This window comes from Bradyrhizobium cytisi, assembly GCF_008123515.1.
Taxonomy (GTDB): Bacteria; Pseudomonadota; Alphaproteobacteria; order Rhizobiales; family Xanthobacteraceae; genus Bradyrhizobium; species Bradyrhizobium cytisi.
On sequence record NZ_VSSR01000109.1, the window covers coordinates 1 to 17,944 of the forward strand.

Annotated in this window: 15 protein-coding genes and 1 pseudogene; 11 read left to right on the forward strand and 5 right to left on the reverse strand. The window is 63.7% G+C overall.

What is annotated here, in order from left to right; translation table 11 throughout:
• Positions 1 to 147: 147 nt before the first annotated feature.
• The gene (gene rpmE, locus FXB38_RS40030; RefSeq protein WP_007599895.1) at positions 148 to 375 is read right to left on the reverse strand and encodes a 50S ribosomal protein L31; all 228 of its coding nucleotides are present in this window, start codon (positions 373 to 375) and stop codon (positions 148 to 150) included.
• 200 nt (positions 376 to 575) lie between these two features.
• Between rpmE and FXB38_RS40035 the strand changes: the two genes are divergently transcribed.
• From FXB38_RS40035 to FXB38_RS40055, 4 genes are all read left to right on the forward strand, one after another.
• Positions 576 to 2,402: an ABC transporter ATP-binding protein/permease gene (locus FXB38_RS40035; protein WP_148756391.1), complete on the forward strand. Its 1,827-nt coding sequence runs from the start codon at positions 576 to 578 to the stop codon at positions 2,400 to 2,402.
• A gap of 229 nt (positions 2,403 to 2,631) precedes the next feature.
• The gene (locus tag FXB38_RS40045; RefSeq protein WP_187435486.1) at positions 2,632 to 3,618 is read left to right on the forward strand and encodes a Bug family tripartite tricarboxylate transporter substrate binding protein; all 987 of its coding nucleotides are present in this window, start codon (positions 2,632 to 2,634) and stop codon (positions 3,616 to 3,618) included.
• A gap of 26 nt (positions 3,619 to 3,644) precedes the next feature.
• Positions 3,645 to 4,838, forward strand: a complete 1,194-nt coding sequence (locus FXB38_RS40050; RefSeq protein ID WP_148756394.1) for an FAD binding domain-containing protein — start codon at positions 3,645 to 3,647, stop codon at positions 4,836 to 4,838.
• Positions 4,839 to 4,900: 62 nt separating this feature from the next.
• Entirely contained in the window at positions 4,901 to 6,010 is a 1,110-nt protein-coding gene (locus FXB38_RS40055; protein ID WP_148756395.1) for an alpha/beta fold hydrolase, read from the forward strand.
• Between the two features lie 103 nt (positions 6,011 to 6,113).
• On the opposite strand, the gene FXB38_RS40060 is transcribed toward FXB38_RS40055, so the two are convergent.
• The 4 genes from FXB38_RS40060 to FXB38_RS40075 form a co-directional block, all read right to left on the reverse strand.
• Positions 6,114 to 6,383 (reverse strand): hypothetical protein, encoded by a 270-nt coding sequence (locus FXB38_RS40060; RefSeq protein WP_148756396.1) that lies wholly within the window; start codon positions 6,381 to 6,383, stop codon positions 6,114 to 6,116.
• Between the two features lie 23 nt (positions 6,384 to 6,406).
• Positions 6,407 to 6,853 carry a GNAT family N-acetyltransferase gene (locus tag FXB38_RS40065; protein WP_148756397.1) on the reverse strand — a complete coding sequence of 149 codons (447 nt, stop codon included), beginning with the start codon at positions 6,851 to 6,853 and terminating at the stop codon, positions 6,407 to 6,409.
• Positions 6,853 to 7,881 carry a peptidoglycan -binding protein gene (locus FXB38_RS40070; protein ID WP_148756398.1) on the reverse strand — a complete coding sequence of 343 codons (1,029 nt, stop codon included), beginning with the start codon at positions 7,879 to 7,881 and terminating at the stop codon, positions 6,853 to 6,855. Before FXB38_RS40070 ends, FXB38_RS40065 begins: the two co-directional genes overlap by 1 nt.
• Before the next feature lie 151 nt (positions 7,882 to 8,032).
• The gene (locus FXB38_RS40075; RefSeq protein ID WP_187435487.1) at positions 8,033 to 9,052 is read right to left on the reverse strand and encodes a flagellar motor protein MotA; all 1,020 of its coding nucleotides are present in this window, start codon (positions 9,050 to 9,052) and stop codon (positions 8,033 to 8,035) included.
• A 212-nt stretch (positions 9,053 to 9,264) separates the two neighbouring features.
• Here FXB38_RS40075 and FXB38_RS40080 point away from each other — a divergent pair.
• The 7 genes and pseudogenes from FXB38_RS40080 to FXB38_RS40110 form a co-directional block, all read left to right on the forward strand.
• Positions 9,265 to 9,465 (forward strand): annotated as a pseudogene (locus tag FXB38_RS40080) (DUF1295 domain-containing protein); the annotation flags it as partial.
• A complete protein-coding gene (locus FXB38_RS40085; RefSeq protein ID WP_148756401.1) occupies positions 9,462 to 10,490 on the forward strand; it encodes an SAM-dependent methyltransferase in 1,029 nt (342 codons plus the stop codon). The pseudogene FXB38_RS40080 and the gene FXB38_RS40085, both read left to right, overlap by 4 nt.
• A gap of 306 nt (positions 10,491 to 10,796) precedes the next feature.
• Positions 10,797 to 11,021: a hypothetical protein gene (locus FXB38_RS44340; RefSeq protein WP_246230585.1), complete on the forward strand. Its 225-nt coding sequence runs from the start codon at positions 10,797 to 10,799 to the stop codon at positions 11,019 to 11,021.
• Positions 11,022 to 11,089: 68 nt separating this feature from the next.
• Positions 11,090 to 11,626 carry a hypothetical protein gene (locus FXB38_RS40095; RefSeq protein ID WP_148756403.1) on the forward strand — a complete coding sequence of 179 codons (537 nt, stop codon included), beginning with the start codon at positions 11,090 to 11,092 and terminating at the stop codon, positions 11,624 to 11,626.
• A 421-nt stretch (positions 11,627 to 12,047) separates the two neighbouring features.
• Positions 12,048 to 13,241, forward strand: coding sequence for an efflux RND transporter periplasmic adaptor subunit (locus FXB38_RS40100; protein WP_148756404.1), 1,194 nt, complete (start codon positions 12,048 to 12,050; stop codon positions 13,239 to 13,241).
• Positions 13,242 to 13,247: 6 nt separating this feature from the next.
• Positions 13,248 to 16,400 carry a multidrug efflux RND transporter permease subunit gene (locus tag FXB38_RS40105; RefSeq protein ID WP_148756405.1) on the forward strand — a complete coding sequence of 1,051 codons (3,153 nt, stop codon included), beginning with the start codon at positions 13,248 to 13,250 and terminating at the stop codon, positions 16,398 to 16,400.
• Positions 16,401 to 16,723: 323 nt separating this feature from the next.
• Positions 16,724 to 17,851: an AAA family ATPase gene (locus FXB38_RS40110; protein ID WP_148756406.1), complete on the forward strand. Its 1,128-nt coding sequence runs from the start codon at positions 16,724 to 16,726 to the stop codon at positions 17,849 to 17,851.
• Positions 17,852 to 17,944 lie beyond the last annotated feature (93 nt).

Sequence of the window (17,944 nt, forward strand, 5' to 3'; positions counted from 1 at the left end):
TTCCCCATGTGAGCAATCCAGGAAGCCTCCGCAGAGGCAGCCTGGATTGCTTCGTCGCAAGAGCTCCTCGCAATGACGATCTCCCCCAAAACAAAAACGCCCCCGGCTTTCCGGGGGCGTTTTCCGTCTCCAGCCTTGCGGCCAGGATCAATCCTTTTTGAGGAAGCCCGAAAACTTCTTCTGGAAGCGCGAGACGCGGCCGCCGCGGTCCATCAGCTGGGCGTTGCCGCCGGTCCAGGCCGGGTGCGACTTCGGGTCGATGTCGAGGTTCAGCGTGTCGCCTTCCTTGCCCCAGGTGGAGCGGGTCAGGTACTCGGTTCCGTCGGTCATCACGACCTTAATCGTATGATAATTCGGATGAATCTCGGCTTTCATGGCAATTCCTGGGGCGCCCGGCGCCTTGCTTGAGTGGCTATCGAATGACGGATTTGCCGGGTCTATACCCCAGAGACCCCCTCAAAACAAGCCATTGTGGGCACAGCAGAACCGGGCGGTCCCCTAAGGGACATCCCCGATTTGCCACGACCGGCGCCCCGGCCTATCTGGAGCAGACTTACCTCTTTTGGTCGGATCTCATGAGCGCAGTAGAACGGCTTGAAACCGGGCCGGCAGAAGCCCCGTCGATCGAAGTCGAGCTGATCGAGCAGCCCGAGAAGGGCCGCGCCAGGCTGCGGCCGCTGATGGCGCTCGCGCCTTACGTGGCCCGCTACCGCGGCCGGGCGGCGCTCGCCTTTGTCGCGCTGACGGTCGCAGCCCTGACCACGCTGCTGGTGCCGGTCGCGGTGCGCCGGATGATCGATTTCGGCCTGACGCCGGAAGGCATCGCGCTGATCAACAGCTACTTCTCGGTGATGATCGCGGTGGTCGCCGTGCTCGCGCTCGCGAGCGCGGCCCGCTACTACCTCGTGATGACGATCGGCGAGCGCATCGTCGCCGATCTCAGGCGCGATGTGTTTGCGCATCTGCTCTCGCTGTCGCCGGCGTTCTTCGATTCGGCGCGCAGCGGCGAGCTGGTGTCGCGACTTACAGCCGACACCACGCAAATCAAATCCGCCGTCGGCGCCTCCGTGTCGATCGCGCTGCGCAATCTCATGATGTTTTTTGGCGCGGCGGCGATGATGGTGATCACCAGCCCGCGTCTGTCCGGCTTCGTGCTGCTGGCGATTCCCCTGATCGTGCTGCCGCTGGTCGCCTTCGGGCGCTGGGTGCGGCGGCTGTCGCGCAATGCGCAGGATACGCTGGCCGACGCGTCCGCCTATGCGGGCGAGCTGATTGGCGCGATCCGCACCGTGCAGGCCTATACCAGCGAAGGGCTGGCGGCGAAGCGTTTCGGCGGCGAGGTCGAGCAGGCCTATGAGGCGGCGCGCACGTCCACGCAAGCCCGCGCGGTTCTCACCGCCATCGTCATCTTCATCGTGTTCGCAAGCGTGGTCGGGATCCTCTGGATCGGCTCGCATGACGTGCTCACAGGGGCAATCACGCCGGGCCGGCTCGGCCAGTTCGTGCTCTATGCAGCCTTCGCGGCCGCGGGCCTCGGCCAGCTCAGCGAGGTCTGGGGCGAGGTGTCGGCCGCATCCGGCGCTGCCGAACGCCTGTTCGAGATTTTGCACGTGCAGCCCGACATCAGGGCGCCGGCGTCGCCGCGCGCGCTGCCGGTGCCGGGACGCGGCGAGGTCGGCTTCGATCGCGTCAGCTTCTCCTATCCGGCACGGCCCGACGTCAACGTGCTCGACGCGGTGTCGTTTGCGGTGCGGCCCGGCGAGAAGGTTGCGATCGTCGGCCCGTCCGGCGCCGGCAAGAGCACCATCTTCCATCTGCTGCTGCGCTTCTACGACCCGCGGGGTGGTGCAATCTCGCTCGACGGCGTGCCGGTGAAGGCTGCCGATCCGCGTGACTTCCGTTCACACATCGCGCTGGTGCCGCAGGAATCGAACGTGTTTGCCGCGAGCGCGCGCGAGAACATCCGCTTCGGCCGGCCCGATGCGACCGATGCCGAGGTCGAGCGCGCCGCCGAGCTCGCACATGCCACCGAGTTCATCCGCCGCCTGCCCGAAGGTTTCGACACCCCGCTCGGCGAGCGCGGCGTGACGCTCTCCGGCGGCCAGCGCCAGCGCATCGCGATCGCGCGCGCCATCCTGCGCGACGCACCGCTGCTGTTGCTCGATGAAGCCACCTCCGCCCTCGACGCCGAAAGCGAGACGCTGGTGCAGACCGCGCTCGAGGAGCTGATGAAGCACCGCACCACCCTGGTGATCGCGCACCGATTGGCGACCGTGCTGTCCTGCGACCGCATCCTGGTGATGGACCAGGGCAGGATCGTCGAGCAGGGCACCCATGCGGAGCTCGTCGCTGTGAACGGGCTCTATGCGAGGCTCGCGAGGTTGCAGTTCGAGGGGGCGTGAGGCGGAGCCTCATTCTCTCGTCATTGCGAGCGCAGCGAAGCAATCCAGAATCTTTCCGCGGAGGGACTCTGGATTGCTTCGTCGCATCAGCGCAAAGTCCCGATTTTCAGGACGCCAAGGTTCGCACCTTGAACGCTCTCCGGGACACCGGCCCCATGACAACTTTCGAATTTGACATGACTATCCCTCCATTGGTTGCAGCCTGAAGGCTGCTTGGAGGAGGCAATCAGTGAAACATCTCGCCCGTTCTTCAATTGCGATCTGCCTCATCGCGGCCGTTTGCACGACCGCCGCCACGGTCAGTGGATCGGCTGCGGCCGAGGACTTTCCCCACCGCACGATCAAGATCGTGGTACCGGTGCCGCCGGGGCCGTTGTTGGATGTCATACCCCGGATTGTCGCCGAGAAGCTGTCAGCGAAATGGGGCGTTGCCGTCATCATCGAGAACCGACCCGGGGCGGCTCAGAATCTCGGTGCCGAAGCCGTGGCCAGGTCGGATCCCGACGGATACACGCTCTTGGCCTCGCCCCCGGGGCCGCTCGTTGTCAGCGGTCATCTTCGGAGCAAGTTGAACTTTGATCCGGACGCGTTCGTGCCGGTGAGCCTGATGGTCAGACTTCCGACGGTGCTCGTCATCAATCCGAAGGTGCCGGCCTCAAATCTCCAAGAGTTGCTTGCCTATGCCAAGGCCAATCCCGGCAAACTCACATTCGGATCGCCAGGAACGGGTAGCACGCCGCATCTCGCCACCGAGCAATTGATGAAGGCCGCCGACATTCGCCTGGTCCATGTGCCTTATCAAGGCATGGCGCCGGCGATGAATGACCTGATCGGTGGTCATATCGACATGATGATCGACCTCTACGGCAACGTCGCAGGCAACATCAAGGAGGGCAAGCTCAGGCTTCTCGCTGTTACAACGCCAGCACGACTGCAACAGGAGCCTGCCGTTCCCAGTATTTCCGAGGCCGTCCCGGGATCTATTCACGAGGAATGGTTTGCGATCGTCGCTCCACCAAAGACGCCGGATGCTATCGCCGCAAAGCTTTCCGCAGCGATCAGAGAAGTCCTGGCGCTTCCCGATGTTGCCGGACGCCTGGCCGATCTCGCAGCGGTTCCGGTCGGCAGCAATCCGGATGAATCCGCCGCCTTCATCAAGGCCGAAAGCGCCCGCTGGAGGGAGCTGATCGACACGACCGGCCTCAAGATCAACTGACACCGCGTCAGGCCAGAGCCCCTGAGATGAGCAAACCCCGCGCCCTGGTCATCGGTGGCTCCCTGAGCGGACTGCTCACGGCGAACCTGCTACGATCCATCGGGTGGCATGCCGATATTTTCGAACGCGCACGTGGAGATCTCGCCGGGCGGGGGGCCGGACTTGGCGCGCAAGCCGACTTGTTCATGGTCATGCGGCAGATTGGAATCCGTATCGACAGGTCGATGTGGACGGAGGTGCGCTCGCACGTCTGCCTCGCCCGGAGCGGTGAGTCGATTTGCCAACTGCCGGTGCGAGAAGTGACTACGGCATGGGACCGGGTCTACCAGTCTCTCAGGGAAACGTTCTCGACCGGACCCTACCATGGGGGAATGACGCTCATCCGCTGCGAACAGAAGGAACGCAGTGTTGTTGCCTTGTTCGAAAATGGGGCGCGGGTCGAAGCTGATCTGCTGATTGGGGCGGATGGTATTCGTTCAACGGTGCGCCGGCAGTACATGCCTGAAATCGTCCCGCGCTATGCCGGCTATGTCGCGTGGCGAGGCATCGTCGCGGAAAACAGCATCTCGCCGCAATGGCGCTCCACTACACTCCAGCACATGGTATTCTGCCTGCCGAACGGGGAACTCGCGTTTTCCATCCCGATCGCAGATCGTGATGCGGTTGGCGGCCGCAGATGCATGTTTGTCTGGTTTCGTCCGGCCGACTTCGATTCCACGCTGCGGGAGTGGTGCACCGATGCGACGGGGTATTGTCACGGAGATTCGATACCGCCGCCTCTCATTCGAAAAGAGGTCATCGCCGAACTTAAGCTGACCGCTCGCACATTGCTGGCTCCTCAGCTCGCCGAGTTGGTCGCCGGCAATCAACAGCCGATTCTTTCTGCAATCTTTGACCTCGAAACGACCTGCATGACGTTCGATCGTGTCGCACTCGTTGGCGACGCGGCTTTCGTCGCTCGACCGCATGTCGGCACCAGCGTCACCAAGGCTGCGCAGGACGCCTGGGCGCTTGCCGATGAGCTTGCCAAAGGTGACATTGGCGGCGCATTGCCCGCCTACGAGCGCCGCCGAAAGCATGCGGGCAGAGAACTTGTCGCGCGCGGCCGTCGCTTGGGCCAATATCTCGAACCCACAGGCGGGGGCACACGACCTCCGATTGATACCCTTCTAAGGGAATACGGACCCGGCAGCATTGGCGCGTGGCCCTCGACGGTTTAGTCGTGGATATGGTAACTTGATGCCACAAATCGTGCTAGAGCCGCACACCCCCGTGGGTACCCGTGTTGCCTTCAACGCAGCAGATTCGCTTTTGCGCCAGCCGCGATGGCACACGCATCGCCTATGGAATATGCGGCAACGGACCTCCGCTGGTGTGGGTCGCGCATTTTGTCCACCACCTCAATTTCGATTGGGACAGCCCGGTCTGGTGGCCTTGGATATCGGCGCTGGCAAAGCGGCACACCCTGATCCGCTACGATTTTCGCGGGACCGGCCTATCCGATCGTTCGGGTGTCGAGTTCACCTTCGAAAAGCTCGTTGAGGATTTTGAAGCCGTCGTCAACGCGTCTGGAGTCCGCAATTTCGCACTCCTGGCCATGTCCGGTGGCGCGCGGATCGTTCTCCCCTTTGCCGTGCAGAATCCTGATCGCGTCAGCCGGCTCGTGCTGTATGGCACATCGCCGGCGGGGCCATTGACGGCAAAGGCCCCGCCTGAGCGGGTCGAAAATATGCAGGTACAGCTCAAGGCGTTCGAGTTGGGTTGGCCGCAGGACATTCCCGGATTTGGGACCTTCCTGACATCTCTGCACATTCCAGACGCGACTGCGGAGCAGGCTCGCTCTTTCAATGAGCTGCTACGCTTGACAACTTCTGCCGCAAACGCGGTCGCGCTGCTGCGCACCCTCGTGGAGAGTGATATGCAGGACCTGCTGCCGAACCTGCGCTGTCCAACGCTTGTCTTTCATTCCCGTCAGAGCGCGGTGTTGCCCTTTGATGATGGTCGCAGGGTCGCGGCGCTAGTTCCCGACGCGCGATTTGTGCCGCTCGAGAGCCGCAATCACATTCTGTTGGGTACCGAGCCGGCCTGGAAGCAGTTCGTGTACGAGCTCGACGAATTCCTTCCCTGTACCTCTCATGACGGCGCGACCGAGTCATTCGACGAATTGACAGCGCGGGAGCGCGATGTCGTCGAACTTCTTGCTCACGGTATGAGCAATGCCGATATCTCTGTCCGGCTGAAGATCTCGGCAAAGACTGTCCGCAATCATGTCTCGGCTGTCTTGGGGAAACTCGGAGCAAACAGCCGCGCCCAAGCGGTCGCTGTTGCTCGCGACGCGGGCTACGGCCGAAGAATGATGGCGCGTACCGGAAGTAGACAGCGCTCTGATTAGCCCCAAGTGTGAACTGGCGTTAGGCGCCCGCGAGGACCCGCTACCTTATCATCGGCTACTGTGCATGGGGTTGTTTTCGTCGTTTCGGTTGAGGCGGCTGCGCTCACGGGCACTTCGGCGAGCCCATTGGCACGTTCGGCCACGGCCAGTTCTTCCAGCTGCCGCCCTCGCCGATGCAGGCCGACCCGCCATTGGCCGGAGCCGGGCTGTCTGTCGGAGCGGGAGTGCTCGTCGACGCCGGCTCACTCGCCGTCTCATTCGCCGTCTTGGGCGGCGGCGCGAGGCGCTGGTCGACATAGATCGTCGACACATAGCCGGCGACGATGACGGCCAGAAACACCGAAGACCCCTTGGCCAGATCGCTCAGCCGCATCGATCCTCTCCATCTGCTTGCCGTCACGGCCGCCACGCCATCTTCAGCACCGGCCGTCCCGACGTCGGGTTCACATCCTCGCCGGCATGGGCAAAGCCGTTGCGCTCGTAGAAGCGGATGGCGCGGCTGTTGTCCTTGTTGACCAGCAGCGTGACGCCCGATGGTGACAGGCGCTTGGCCTCGTCAACCAGCAGCCGTGCCGCGTCCGAGCCCCAATGATCAGGATCGACCACGAGCTGGTCGAGATAGCCTTCACCATCGATGGTGACGAAGCCGGTCAGCACGCCGTCCTGTTCGGCAACCACGATCGCGGCGTTCGGCACCAGCTCGCTGCGCCAGCGCTCGCGCCACCAGTCCACCCGCGCGGCAAAATCGATCTGCGGATAGGCCTGCTGCCAGGTGCGACGCCACAGCTCGATCGTCGCCGCTTCGTCGGCGGCCAGGTAGGGGCGGAGGTGGAGCGTGCTCACTACCGCTCCGTCAGCTTCAGCTCGATTCGGCGGTTGCGCTTGTAGGCGTCCTCGGTGTTGGCGCTGTCGAGCGGCTGGAATTCACCGAAGCCGGCGGCGACGAGGCGCTGGGCCGGCACGCCCAGCGAGATCAGGTACTGCACGACCGAGATCGAACGGGCGGCCGACAGGTCCCAGTTGGATTTGAAGTTCGGACCGCTCACCGGCCGCACGTCGGTGTGGCCGTCGACGCGCAGCACCCAGGCGATCTCGTTCGGGATCTTCTTGTCGAGCTCGATCAGCGCGGCCGCCACGGTGTCGAGCTCGGCGCGGCCCTCGGGCAGCAGCGTTGCCTGTCCGGTGTCAAAGAACACTTCCGACTGGAACACGAAGCGGTCACCGACCACGCGAATATCAGGACGGTTGCCGAGAATGGCGCGCAAGCGGCCGAAGAATTCCGAGCGGTAGCGCGACAATTCCTGCACGCGCTGCGCCAAGGCAACATTCAGACGAGACCCCAGATCGGCGATGCGGTTCTGCGATTCCTTGTCGCGCTTCTCGCTGGCGTCGAGCGCCTCTTCGAGTGCCGCCAATTGCCGCCGCAGCGCGCTGATCTGCTGGTTCAGCACCTCGATCTGCGCCAGCGCCCGCGCCGAGACCGCTTTCTCGGAGTCGAGCGCCTTGCCGAGCTCGGAGGTCTTGCCCTGCGCGTCGTTGCCGGCGGCGGCGAGCCCCTCATAGAGGCCCTTGATGCGGTCGCGCTCGCTCTCGGCCGAGGCGAGGCCCGCCTTCAGCTGCGAGACCTGGTCGTCGAGCGAGAGCTTGCCGAGCTTCTCCAGCGATAGCAGCTCGTTGAGCTGGGCGATCTTGGCGTTGAGCTGCTCCAGCGCCTTGTCCTTGCCGGTCACCTCCTGCGACAGGAAGAACTGCACGACCAGGAACACCGACAGCAGGAACACGATCGATAGCACCAGCGTCGACAGCGCATCGACGAATCCGGGCCAGTAGTTGAAGGCGCCATCGCTGCGGCGGCCGCGGGCTAGAGCCATTGTCGTCGGTCTCCCATTCCGTGTCCCGGACGTGGTGCAGCGTGCAACGCTGCTCCGCAGAGCCGGGACCCATGTCTCACCTAACGCTGGGCCCCGGCTCTGCAGCGCATCGCTGAAGAAGCGCTGCGTCGCGTCCGGGGCACGCGAGCGTCTAACTCTTCTCGGGCTGGCGCGCGATGCGCTCCAGCAGGCGACGGATCTCGCGGTTCTGCTCGCCCTGGCCGTCGGCCCATTCGCGAATCATCTGCTGCTCGGTGCGCATATGCGAGACCAGCGCCTGGATCGCTTCGGCAAGGCTCGCCATCGACGCGGTGGTGCTGCGGCTGGCGGTGCCTTCCTCGAGCACGGAGCGCAGCCGCTCGACGGCCGCTTGGAGCTCGCCGCTGGCAACTCCGCCGCCGCTCGATGCGACGGCCACCTCGCCGCTGCCATATTCGCGCACGGTGGTGGCGAGCCAGTCCTCGAGGTCGGTGTAGAAGCGGTTCTGCGCCTGGCTCGATTGCAGGTCGAGGAAGCCGAGGATCAGCGAGCCGGCGAGGCCGAACAGGGAGCTCGAGAACGAGATGCCCATGCCGCCGAGCGGGGCGGCCAGGCCCTCCTTCAGCGTGTCGAACAGTGCGCCGGCATCGCCGCCGACCTTGAGGCCGTCGATCACCTTGCCGACCGAGCCGACCGTCTCGATCAGGCCCCAGAAGGTGCCGAGCAGGCCGAGGAAGACCAGCAGGCCGGTCATGTAGCGGGAGATGTCGCGGGCCTCGTCCAGGCGGGTCGCGATCGAATCGAGCAGATGCCGCATGGTGGTCTGGGTGATCGACATCCGCCCGGTGCGCTCGCCGCCCAGGATCATCGCCATCGGTGCCAGCAGTTTGGGGTGCCGGGCCGGCGCCAGGCCGGGATCGGCGATGCGGAAATTGTTGACCCAGGACACCTCGGGATAGAGCCGGATCACCTGGCGGAAGGCCAGCACGATGCCGATGAACAGCACGGCCCCGATCAGGGCGTTCAGCCCGGGATTGGCGAAGAAGGCCTGGATGATCTGCTTGTAGAGCACCACCCCCACCAGGGTGCAGAGCACCAGGAAGACCAGCATCCGCACCAGGAAGACGCTGGGCGAGGAGAGCTTGGTGTACTCGATGTCGAGGGAGGAGCGGGGCGAGGCGCCTGACGGCATGGCCGGTATCATCCGTTACGAAAGCTTGCTTGCATCCGCACTATGGCACAGCGCTCGCCCAAAAAAAGCGCCGGATGTGCGGATTTCGGGAGGGGATCGGGGAACCCAAAGCTGAAACCCGGCTTTGATACACGTATTTTGCAAAACTTCGGTATTCCACAGACTTAGGTCGGATTCTTGGCATGGCGACGTTTCCTAGGGGACTGGCGGCCATCGCACTCTCGGCGGTCTATCCGCGGGCCTGGGCCCATCTGCTTGCGCCTGTTTTCATGTACCGGATCCTGGTCCACATCACCGGCATCCCGCCTTTGGAAGCGCAGATGCTGCGATCGCGCGGCGAGCGCTACTGCAACTATCAATCCCGAATCAGCATGTTCTTTCCCCTGCCACCCAGAGAGGGAATGGCCGCATGAGCGTCGTCTCCGCGATCATCGGGACTGCCGAACGCGTGCCGCTGCCGGACCTCGTGGTCCGCGCCGCGATCCAGCGGCTGTGCTCGCGCACCGCAACGCGCCTCGCCGCGCACACCGCAGCCGACGATGCCGCTTTCGCCGGCCGCATGATGATAAGGCCGATCGCCGAGCACACCGAGACGGCCAACAGCCAGCATTACGAAGTGCCGCAAAGCTTCTTCGCGCAGGTGCTGGGCCCGAACCGCAAATACTCCTCCTGCTTCTACAAGACCGATGCGACCACCTTGCGGGAGGCTGAGGAGGAAGCGCTGCGCCAGGCCGTCGAGCATGCGGGGATCGCCGACGGGCAGACCGTCCTCGAGCTCGGCTGCGGCTGGGGCTCGCTGTCGCTGTGGATCGCTCGGCAATTTCCGCATGCGAAGGTGACCGCGGTGTCGAACTCGCAGTCGCAGCGCGCCTATATCGAGGAGATGGCGCAGAGCCGCGGCCTGTGCAATTTGCGCGTCGTCACCGCCGACATGAACGTGTTCGCGCCGGAGGGCCAGTTCGATCGCATCGTCTCGGTCGAGATGTTCGAGCATATGATGAACTGGCGCAAGCTGATGACCCGGGTGCTCGCGTGGCTTGCGCCGGAGGGGCGCTTCTTCATGCACATCTTCACCCATCGCGCCGGCTCCTACGCGTTCGACCGCGCCAATCGCGAGGACTGGATCGCGCAGCATTTCTTCACCGGCGGCGTGATGCCGAGCCATCAACTCGTCAGGCAGTATGACGATATCTTCGCCATCGAGAAGGAATGGCGCTGGAGCGGCACGCATTATCAGCGCACCGCAATTGACTGGCTCGCCAATTTCGATGCACGTCGCGACGCGATCGAAGTTTCATTGCGGAACGTTTATGGCGGGGACACCGCGTTGTGGATGCGGCGCTGGCGCTGGTTCTTCCTCGCCACCGCCGGTCTGTTCGGCTACGCCGACGGAACCGAATGGGGCGTCAGCCACTATCGCATGAGAGCCGCAGATTAGGGCGCCTACGGATCAATCGTGCGACGGGACGAAGCAGCGGTCCCTGCTTGCAAACAATTCCGGCGGTGATCGGAAACGTCGAGCTCCTCGGCGGTTATCGGCGTAAGACCCTGAGGAGGAAACACCATGCGACATCTCGCACTCGCGGCAATTGCTCTGGTGGCCGGCTTCACGGCACCGGCGATGGCGCAGCAGGCCTCGCCATCGCACAATCTCCAGAATGAGGCCGACAAAGGCATCAAGACTCAGAACTCCGGTGCATCGGGTTACGTCTCGGAACAGGAGAAGCCCGGGTCCGCGGCTCAAATCCCGGGTAGCCCTCCTCGCGCCGAGTCCGGCAGCGCGGCAACCGCGCCGAGTGCGCAGAACTCAGACGCAGGAATTGCGGGTGCTCCCGGCAACAAGAACGGGCCGCCGGCTGGTACTGGCACGGTTGGCTCGGCGTCTCAAAATCAATCGGTGCAGGAGCAGGATCCGGCGAACGTCAAGGGATTGCCGGGCAACAAGAGCGGTCCGCCAGCCAAGCGATAAGGTCGCTACCGTTCTGCAGGCCCCGCGACGGCATCATCGCCAGCGCGGGGTCGCGCGGCGGTCACGTAATGGATGATGCTGTTTTTGGAGGGCAGGTGATGTTGCGGCCAATCGCCGAATATCCGGACGCCCCAAACGTCCAGCACTACGAAATGCCCGCGGCTTTCTTCGAGCAGCTTTCTTCACCGGCGGGCGCCGTAGTCCAAAGCCTACCTAAGAAAGCCTACCTAAGTATGGTCACTTCATACCTGCGCGCGATGGCAGCGACCAAGTGTTGGTGGTACCGATACATCCAGAGTGAGAAAAGCAACGGAACCGGCCCTCCGAGCCGGCAGTTGCGGGACAAGGCCGGCGGCGTAGCGCCCACCGGCCTTTCTTCCGATCCAGCGGCGCTTTTCCGCTCAACTGATGCTTACTGTCACAGGTGGTGCAGCGAGTACGCCATGAGAAACATCGCCGGAAACATCGCCGATCTCCTCATGCGGCTCTGGCAGGGAAGCCAGCCCGCGTCCAATACTCAGGTTGCGGCCATGGCTGACAACCGAGATCGATCCAGCATGGCTGATTTTGTTCGGATCCTGCAGGCCTGCGATCAAGCCCAGTAGTTCGTAGGTAGAGCGACTTGTCCGCCGTAGCTCGAAGGCGGAAGCGAACCCCATCAAACTCCGTCCGCGCAGTGACATCGAGCTGACAACCACGAGCAGACGCTGCGTCTGCCCGTCAGGGCGATGGGTTTCGCAAGAGCTCAACCCATCTTATGAAGCTGACGGAATTCATTGTAGCCCCAGTCCCTTGCGATGTTCTGTCGCAGCGCGCGACGACGGAACCCGACTCACAATCCGGTGAGTCCCAAAAATAAGCCTGAAGTCAGCGCGATAGCTCATGTGACATTGAGCCGCCCGCCGCATGCGTTGCGCCGCAGCAAGTCCATTCTATCTTGATCGCATCAGGCGCGCAGAAATTGCCCGGGACGGGCGCTGCGCGAGAAGCGTGATCAGTTTCAACAATTTTGGGGCACCCCACTTCATGTCAGGACTTCGAGCGCGATCGGCATGCGTTGCAATGATGCTCGCGGCCTTTGCGCCGCTGCTAGGCGCTTGCGACGAATCCTCTTCCGCCGTCTCCGCTGCCCAACCCATCGACCCCGATGTCAGCGTCGTCGTCGTCAAGCAGCAGGCCCGCGCCGTGGTGCGCGAGCTGCCCGGCCGCATTTCGCCGACGCGCGTCTCCGAGGTGCGGCCGCGCGTGTCCGGCATCGTGGTCGAGCGCCTGTTCCGCCAGGGCAGCGAAGTGAAGGCGGGCGATGCGCTGTACCGCATCGATCCGCGCCCGTTCGAGGTCGAGGTGATGGCCAACGACGCGGCGGTCGCCAAGGCCGAGGCCGCGTTGATGCAGGCGCAGCAGCAGGCGCGCCGCATCGCGACGCTCACCAGCCAGCGCGCCGCGCCGGAAGCCGAGAACGAGAAGACCATCGCCGCCGAGCGCCAGGCCCAGGCCGAGGTCGAGGGCCGCAAGGCCGATCTCGCGCGGGCAAAACTCAATCTCGACTACGCCACCGTGCGCGCGCCGATCGACGGTGTGGTCGGTGCGGCGCTGGTCAGCGAAGGCGCGCTCGTCGTGCAGAACGAGACCAATCTTGCCACCGTGCAGCAGCTCGATCCGATCTATGCCGACTTCACCCAGTCGGTGACCGAGCTCAACCAGCTGCGTCGCGCTTTCGAGAGCGGCGATCTCGATCGCATCGAGGCCGATGCCGTCAAGGTGCGCCTCGTGCTCGACGACAACACCATCTATGCGCTCGACGGCAAGCTTCTGTTCTCGGACGCCAAGGTCGATGCCCATACCGGCCAGGTGACGCTGCGTGGCGAGTTCCGCAATCCCAGGCGCGAGCTGCTGCCGGGCATGTATGTCCGCGTCCGCCTCGACCAGGGCCTGGACTCCGACGCGATCGCGGTGCCGCAGCAGGCGGTCCAGCGTAATGGCGGCGGTGGCAGCGAGGTGTTCGTCGTCAAGGACGACAACCGCATCGCCGTGCAGCAGATCCGCACCGGCTCGGTGCAGGACGGAATCTGGTTCGTCACCGAGGGCCTCAAGGCCGGCGACAAGGTGGTGGTCGAAGGCTTCCAGAAGTTTGCAGCCGGCGACAAGGTCAATCCGCAATCCTGGTCCGAGGCCGAGGCGAGCGCGGACAACCGGCACGCCCTCAAGGTCACGCGGTAACGCACCATGGCCAGCTTCTTCATCGACAGGCCGATCTTCGCCTGGGTCGTCGCGCTGTTCATCTGTCTGATCGGCGCGATCTCGGTCCCGCTGCTGCCGATCGCGCAATATCCGATCATCGCGCCGCCCTCGATCTCGGTCTCGACCAGCTATCCCGGTGCGTCGCCCGAAAACCTCTACAACAGCGTCACCCGGCTGATCGAGGAGGAGCTCAACGGCGCCTCCGGCATTCTTAATTTCGAATCGACCAGCGATTCGCTCGGCCAGGTCGAGATCATCGCCAATTTCCAGCCGGGCACCGATACCAGCGCTGCGTCCGTCGAGGTGCAGAACCGCATCAAGCGCATCGAGGCACGGCTGCCGCGCGCGGTCATGCAGCAGGGCATTTTGATCGAGGAAGCATCCAGCGCGGTGCTGCAGATCATCACGTTGAATTCGACCGACGGCAGCCTCGACGAGGTTGGGCTGGGCGACTTCATGATCCGCAACGTGCTCGGCGAAATCCGCCGCATTCCCGGCGTCGGCCGCGCCACGCTGTATTCGACCGAGCGCAGCCTTCGCGTCTGGGTCGATCCGGCAAAGCTGGTCGGCTATGGGCTGACCGCCGATGACGTCAACAAGGCGATATCGGCGCAGAACGCGCAGGTCGCCTCGGGCAGCATCGGCGCGGAGCCGTCGACCGACAGCCAGCGCACCTCTGCGCTGGTGCTGGTCAAGGGCCAGTTGTCGTCGCCGGACGAGTTCGGCGCCATCATCCTGCGTGCCAATGCCGACGGCTCGACCGTGCGGCTGCGCGATGTCGCGCGGGTCGAGGTCGGCGGCCTCAGCTACCAGTTCAACACCCGCCTGAACGGCAAGCCGACGGCCGGTCTCTCCGTGCTGATGTCGCCGACCGGAAATGCGCTGGCGACCGCAAGCGCGGTCGAGGAGAAGATGAAGGAGCTGTCGCGCTTCTTCCCGGCCAACATCTCCTATGAGATCCCCTACAATATCACGCCCGTGGTCGAGGCCTCGATCAAGAAGGTGCTGACGACGCTGGTCGAAGCCGTGGTGCTGGTGTTCGTGGTGATGTTCCTGTTCCTGCAGAACATCCGCTACACCATCATTCCGACCATCGTGGTGCCGGTGGCGCTGCTCGGCGCCTGTACCACGCTGCTGCTCGCCGGCTACTCCATCAACATGCTCTCGATGTTCGGCATGGTGCTCGCGGTCGGCATCCTCGTCGACGACGCCATCGTCGTGGTCGAGAATGTCGAGCGCATCATGAGCGAGGAGGGCCTGCCGCCGAAGGAAGCGACGCGGAAAGCGATGTCGCAGATATCTGGCGCCATCATCGGCATCACGCTGGTGCTGATGGCCGTGTTCGTGCCGATGGCGTTCTTCCCGGGCTCGGTCGGCATCATCTACCGCCAGTTCTCGGTGACCATGGTCGCGGCGATCGGCTTCTCCGCCTTCCTTGCGCTGTCGCTGACGCCGGCGCTGTGCGCGACGCTGCTCAAGCCCGTCGCGGCAGGTCACGGCCATGCGAAGAAGGGCGTGTTCGGCTGGTTCAATCGCATGCTCGAAGGCGGCAAGGAGGGCTATTCCCGCACCGTCGTCTTCTCGCTGAAGCGCACCGGCCGCTTGATGCTGGTTTATGTCGCGCTGCTCGCCGGCCTGTCCTGGGCCTTCGTCAATCTGCCGGGCGGCTTCCTGCCCGTCGACGACCAGGGTTTTGTGACTACGGACGTGCAGACGCCGTCGGATTCGTCCTACGGCCGAACCGAGGCCGTGATCGAGAAGGTCGAGAAATATCTCGCCGAGCGACCAGGCGTGAAAGACGTCACCTTCCTCACCGGCTTCAGCTTCTCCGGCCAGGGCATGAACACCGCGCAGGCCTTCATCACGCTGAAGGACTGGTCCGAGCGTGGACCGACGGAGTCCGCTGCCGCGATCGTCAACGACACCAACCGCGATCTGTCGTCGTCGATCCGCGACGCCAAGATCTCGGCGCTGCAGCCGCCGCCGATCGACAATCTTGGCAACTCGTCCGGCTTCTCGTTCCGTCTCCAGGATCGCGGCCAGAAGGGCTATCCGGCCCTGATGCGCGCCGCCGACCAGTTGATCGCGGACGCCAATGCGAGCCCGGTGCTGCAAAAGGTCTATGTCGAGGGCCTGCCCGAGGCCGGCGTCGTCAATCTCGTGATCGACCGCGAGAAGGCGGGCGCCTTCGGCGTCACCTTCGAGGATATCAACAACACCATCTCGACCAACCTCGGCTCGAACTACATCAACGACTTCCCGAACCGCGGCCGCATGCAGCGCGTCGTTGTGCAGGCCGACAGCCGCGACCGCATGAGGACCGAGGACATCCTCAACTACAACGTCAAGAACTCCCACGGCCAGCTTGTGCCGTTCTCGTCCTTCGCGACGGTCGAATGGTCGCGCGGTCCGACCCAGATCGCCGGCTTCAACTACTATCCCGCCGTGCGCATCTCGGGCGAGGCGAAGCCCGGCTTCACCTCGGGCGACGCGATCGCCGAGATGGAGCGGCTCGCCGGAAAACTGCCGCGTGGCTTCGGCTATGAATGGACCGGACAGTCGCTTCAGGAAAAGCTGTCGGGCTCGCAGGCGCCGTTCCTGCTCGCGCTCTCCGTGTTCGTGGTGTTCCTGTGTCTGGCCGCACTCTACGAGAGCTGGACCATTCCGCTCGCGGTGCTGCTCACCGTGCCGCTCGGCATCGTCGGTGCCGTGGTTGCGGCCATGCTGCGCGGTCTGCCCAACGACGTCTATTTCACCGTCGGCCTCATCACCATCATCGGGCTCGCGGCCAAGGACGCGATCCTCATCATCGAGTTCGCCAAGGACCTGCGGAAGGAAGGCAAGCCGCTGGTGGAGGCCACCATCGAGGCCTGCCGTCTCCGTTTTCGCCCGATCCTGATGACCGGTCTCGCCTTTATCTGCGGCGTGCTGCCGATGGCGATCGCTCACGGCGCCGGCGGCGCCAGCCAGCAATCGCTCGGCACCGTGGTGATGGGCGGCATGATCGCGGTGGTGATCCTGGCGCTGCTGATGGTGCCGGTGTTCTTCGTCTCAGTGCAGCGCGTGCTGGGCGGGGATCGGCAGAAGGCAGAGAAGGAAAGCGAGGCGTATGGGCCGCCAGCGCCGGTGAAGCCATAGGGCACACTGTCATGCCCGCCTAGTGCGCACTTGCGCACGGGGGCGGGCATCCAGTACGCCGCCGCATTTCCGTATCCAACAGACGCCTGTGGAATACTGGATCATCCGCCTTCGCGGATGATGACAGTCGAGTGTGGAGCAGCCGTCTCCGGCCCAGACTGCTCAGCACATTCTCCCGCGCCGGCGAGGGCAGGCCACCGACCGCCGGTTCGGGCGGCTTGCTTTCTCGGGGTGGTCAATCCAGACTACATCTCTGAATTGAAATAGCATGTATTCGCACCGCAGCGCGAATGCACAGCCAACCCGCCGATTGAGAGCGTGCGATGCGTCCGACCGACGTTGCGATTTCCAACTATCGCTCCATTCGGCAGCTCTCGATACCCATCCACCCCTTGTCCGTGTTTGTGGGTGAGAATGGTGTCGGCAAATCCAATCTCTACAAGTCCTTGTCGCTGTTGCGCGACGCGGCGGCAGGTCGAATCACGCGCACGATCGCCGAGGAGGGCGGATTAAATTCCGTCTGTTGGTCCGGCCTTCGCAAGCGAGGAGAAGATGGCCGACTGCGTTTGTCGGCCAAATTCGATAATCTCAGATATTCCATTGAGCTCGGATTTCCCGGCCCGGTTGAGGCGGCATTTTCCGGCGAGCCGATGATCAAGGCTGAAAGTATCGAGACGACACAGGGCAAACGTAAGGTTCAGCTGATGGCACGAACGAATTCGCTCGTCAGCGTCCGCGGCGAGAGCGGCGCCTGGACCGGCCACAAGGATGCGGTGCTGCCGTCAGAGACGGCGCTTGCGGGTTTTTCCGATGGCAAGGAATGCCCTGAAATCGACCTGATCAGAAACGCGATGCTGGGCTGGCGATTCTATCATGACTTTCGCACCGATCCGGCGTCGCCGATACGAAAGCCGTGTCTGGCGATTACGACGCCCTCGCTCAGTGCCGACGGAACCGATTTGGCTGCCGCCCTGGCGACGCTTTATTCCATTCGGGAAGATGCCACCGACTTGCAGGACGCGATCCAGGATGCATTCCCGGGCGCTGAGCTCCGCGCATGGGAAGAAAATGGTTGGTGTGAATTTGATTTGCAGCTGGCGGATATGCCGCGGCCGTTTAGGGCTCATGAACTGTCCGATGGGACGCTGAAATACATCTGCCTGCTCGCGGTGTTCATGGGCTATCGGCTGCCGCCCTTCATCGCGCTGAACGAACCGGAGACCAGCCTGCATCCGTCGCTGCTGGCGCCATTGGCCCGGCTGGTCGCCAAGGCGTCACGCCGCGCCGACATCTGGATTGTCACCCATTCGGAACAACTGATGGAGGCATTGCGAAGCGAGAGTTCAGTCCCGCCTCGCCGGGTGATCAAGCCGAAAGGCGCCACGACCATCGAGGGCCTGACCATCGGCGGTGAATATCGGGACGAGGAATCCGACGAAGACGACTCTTAGTCGTTGCAGGTCGTGCCGTCGTGCGACGGCTACTTCCGCAAAATCTTCACCAGTTCCCCGTGCGAATGGCCTCCCAATCGAACGACATCGCCG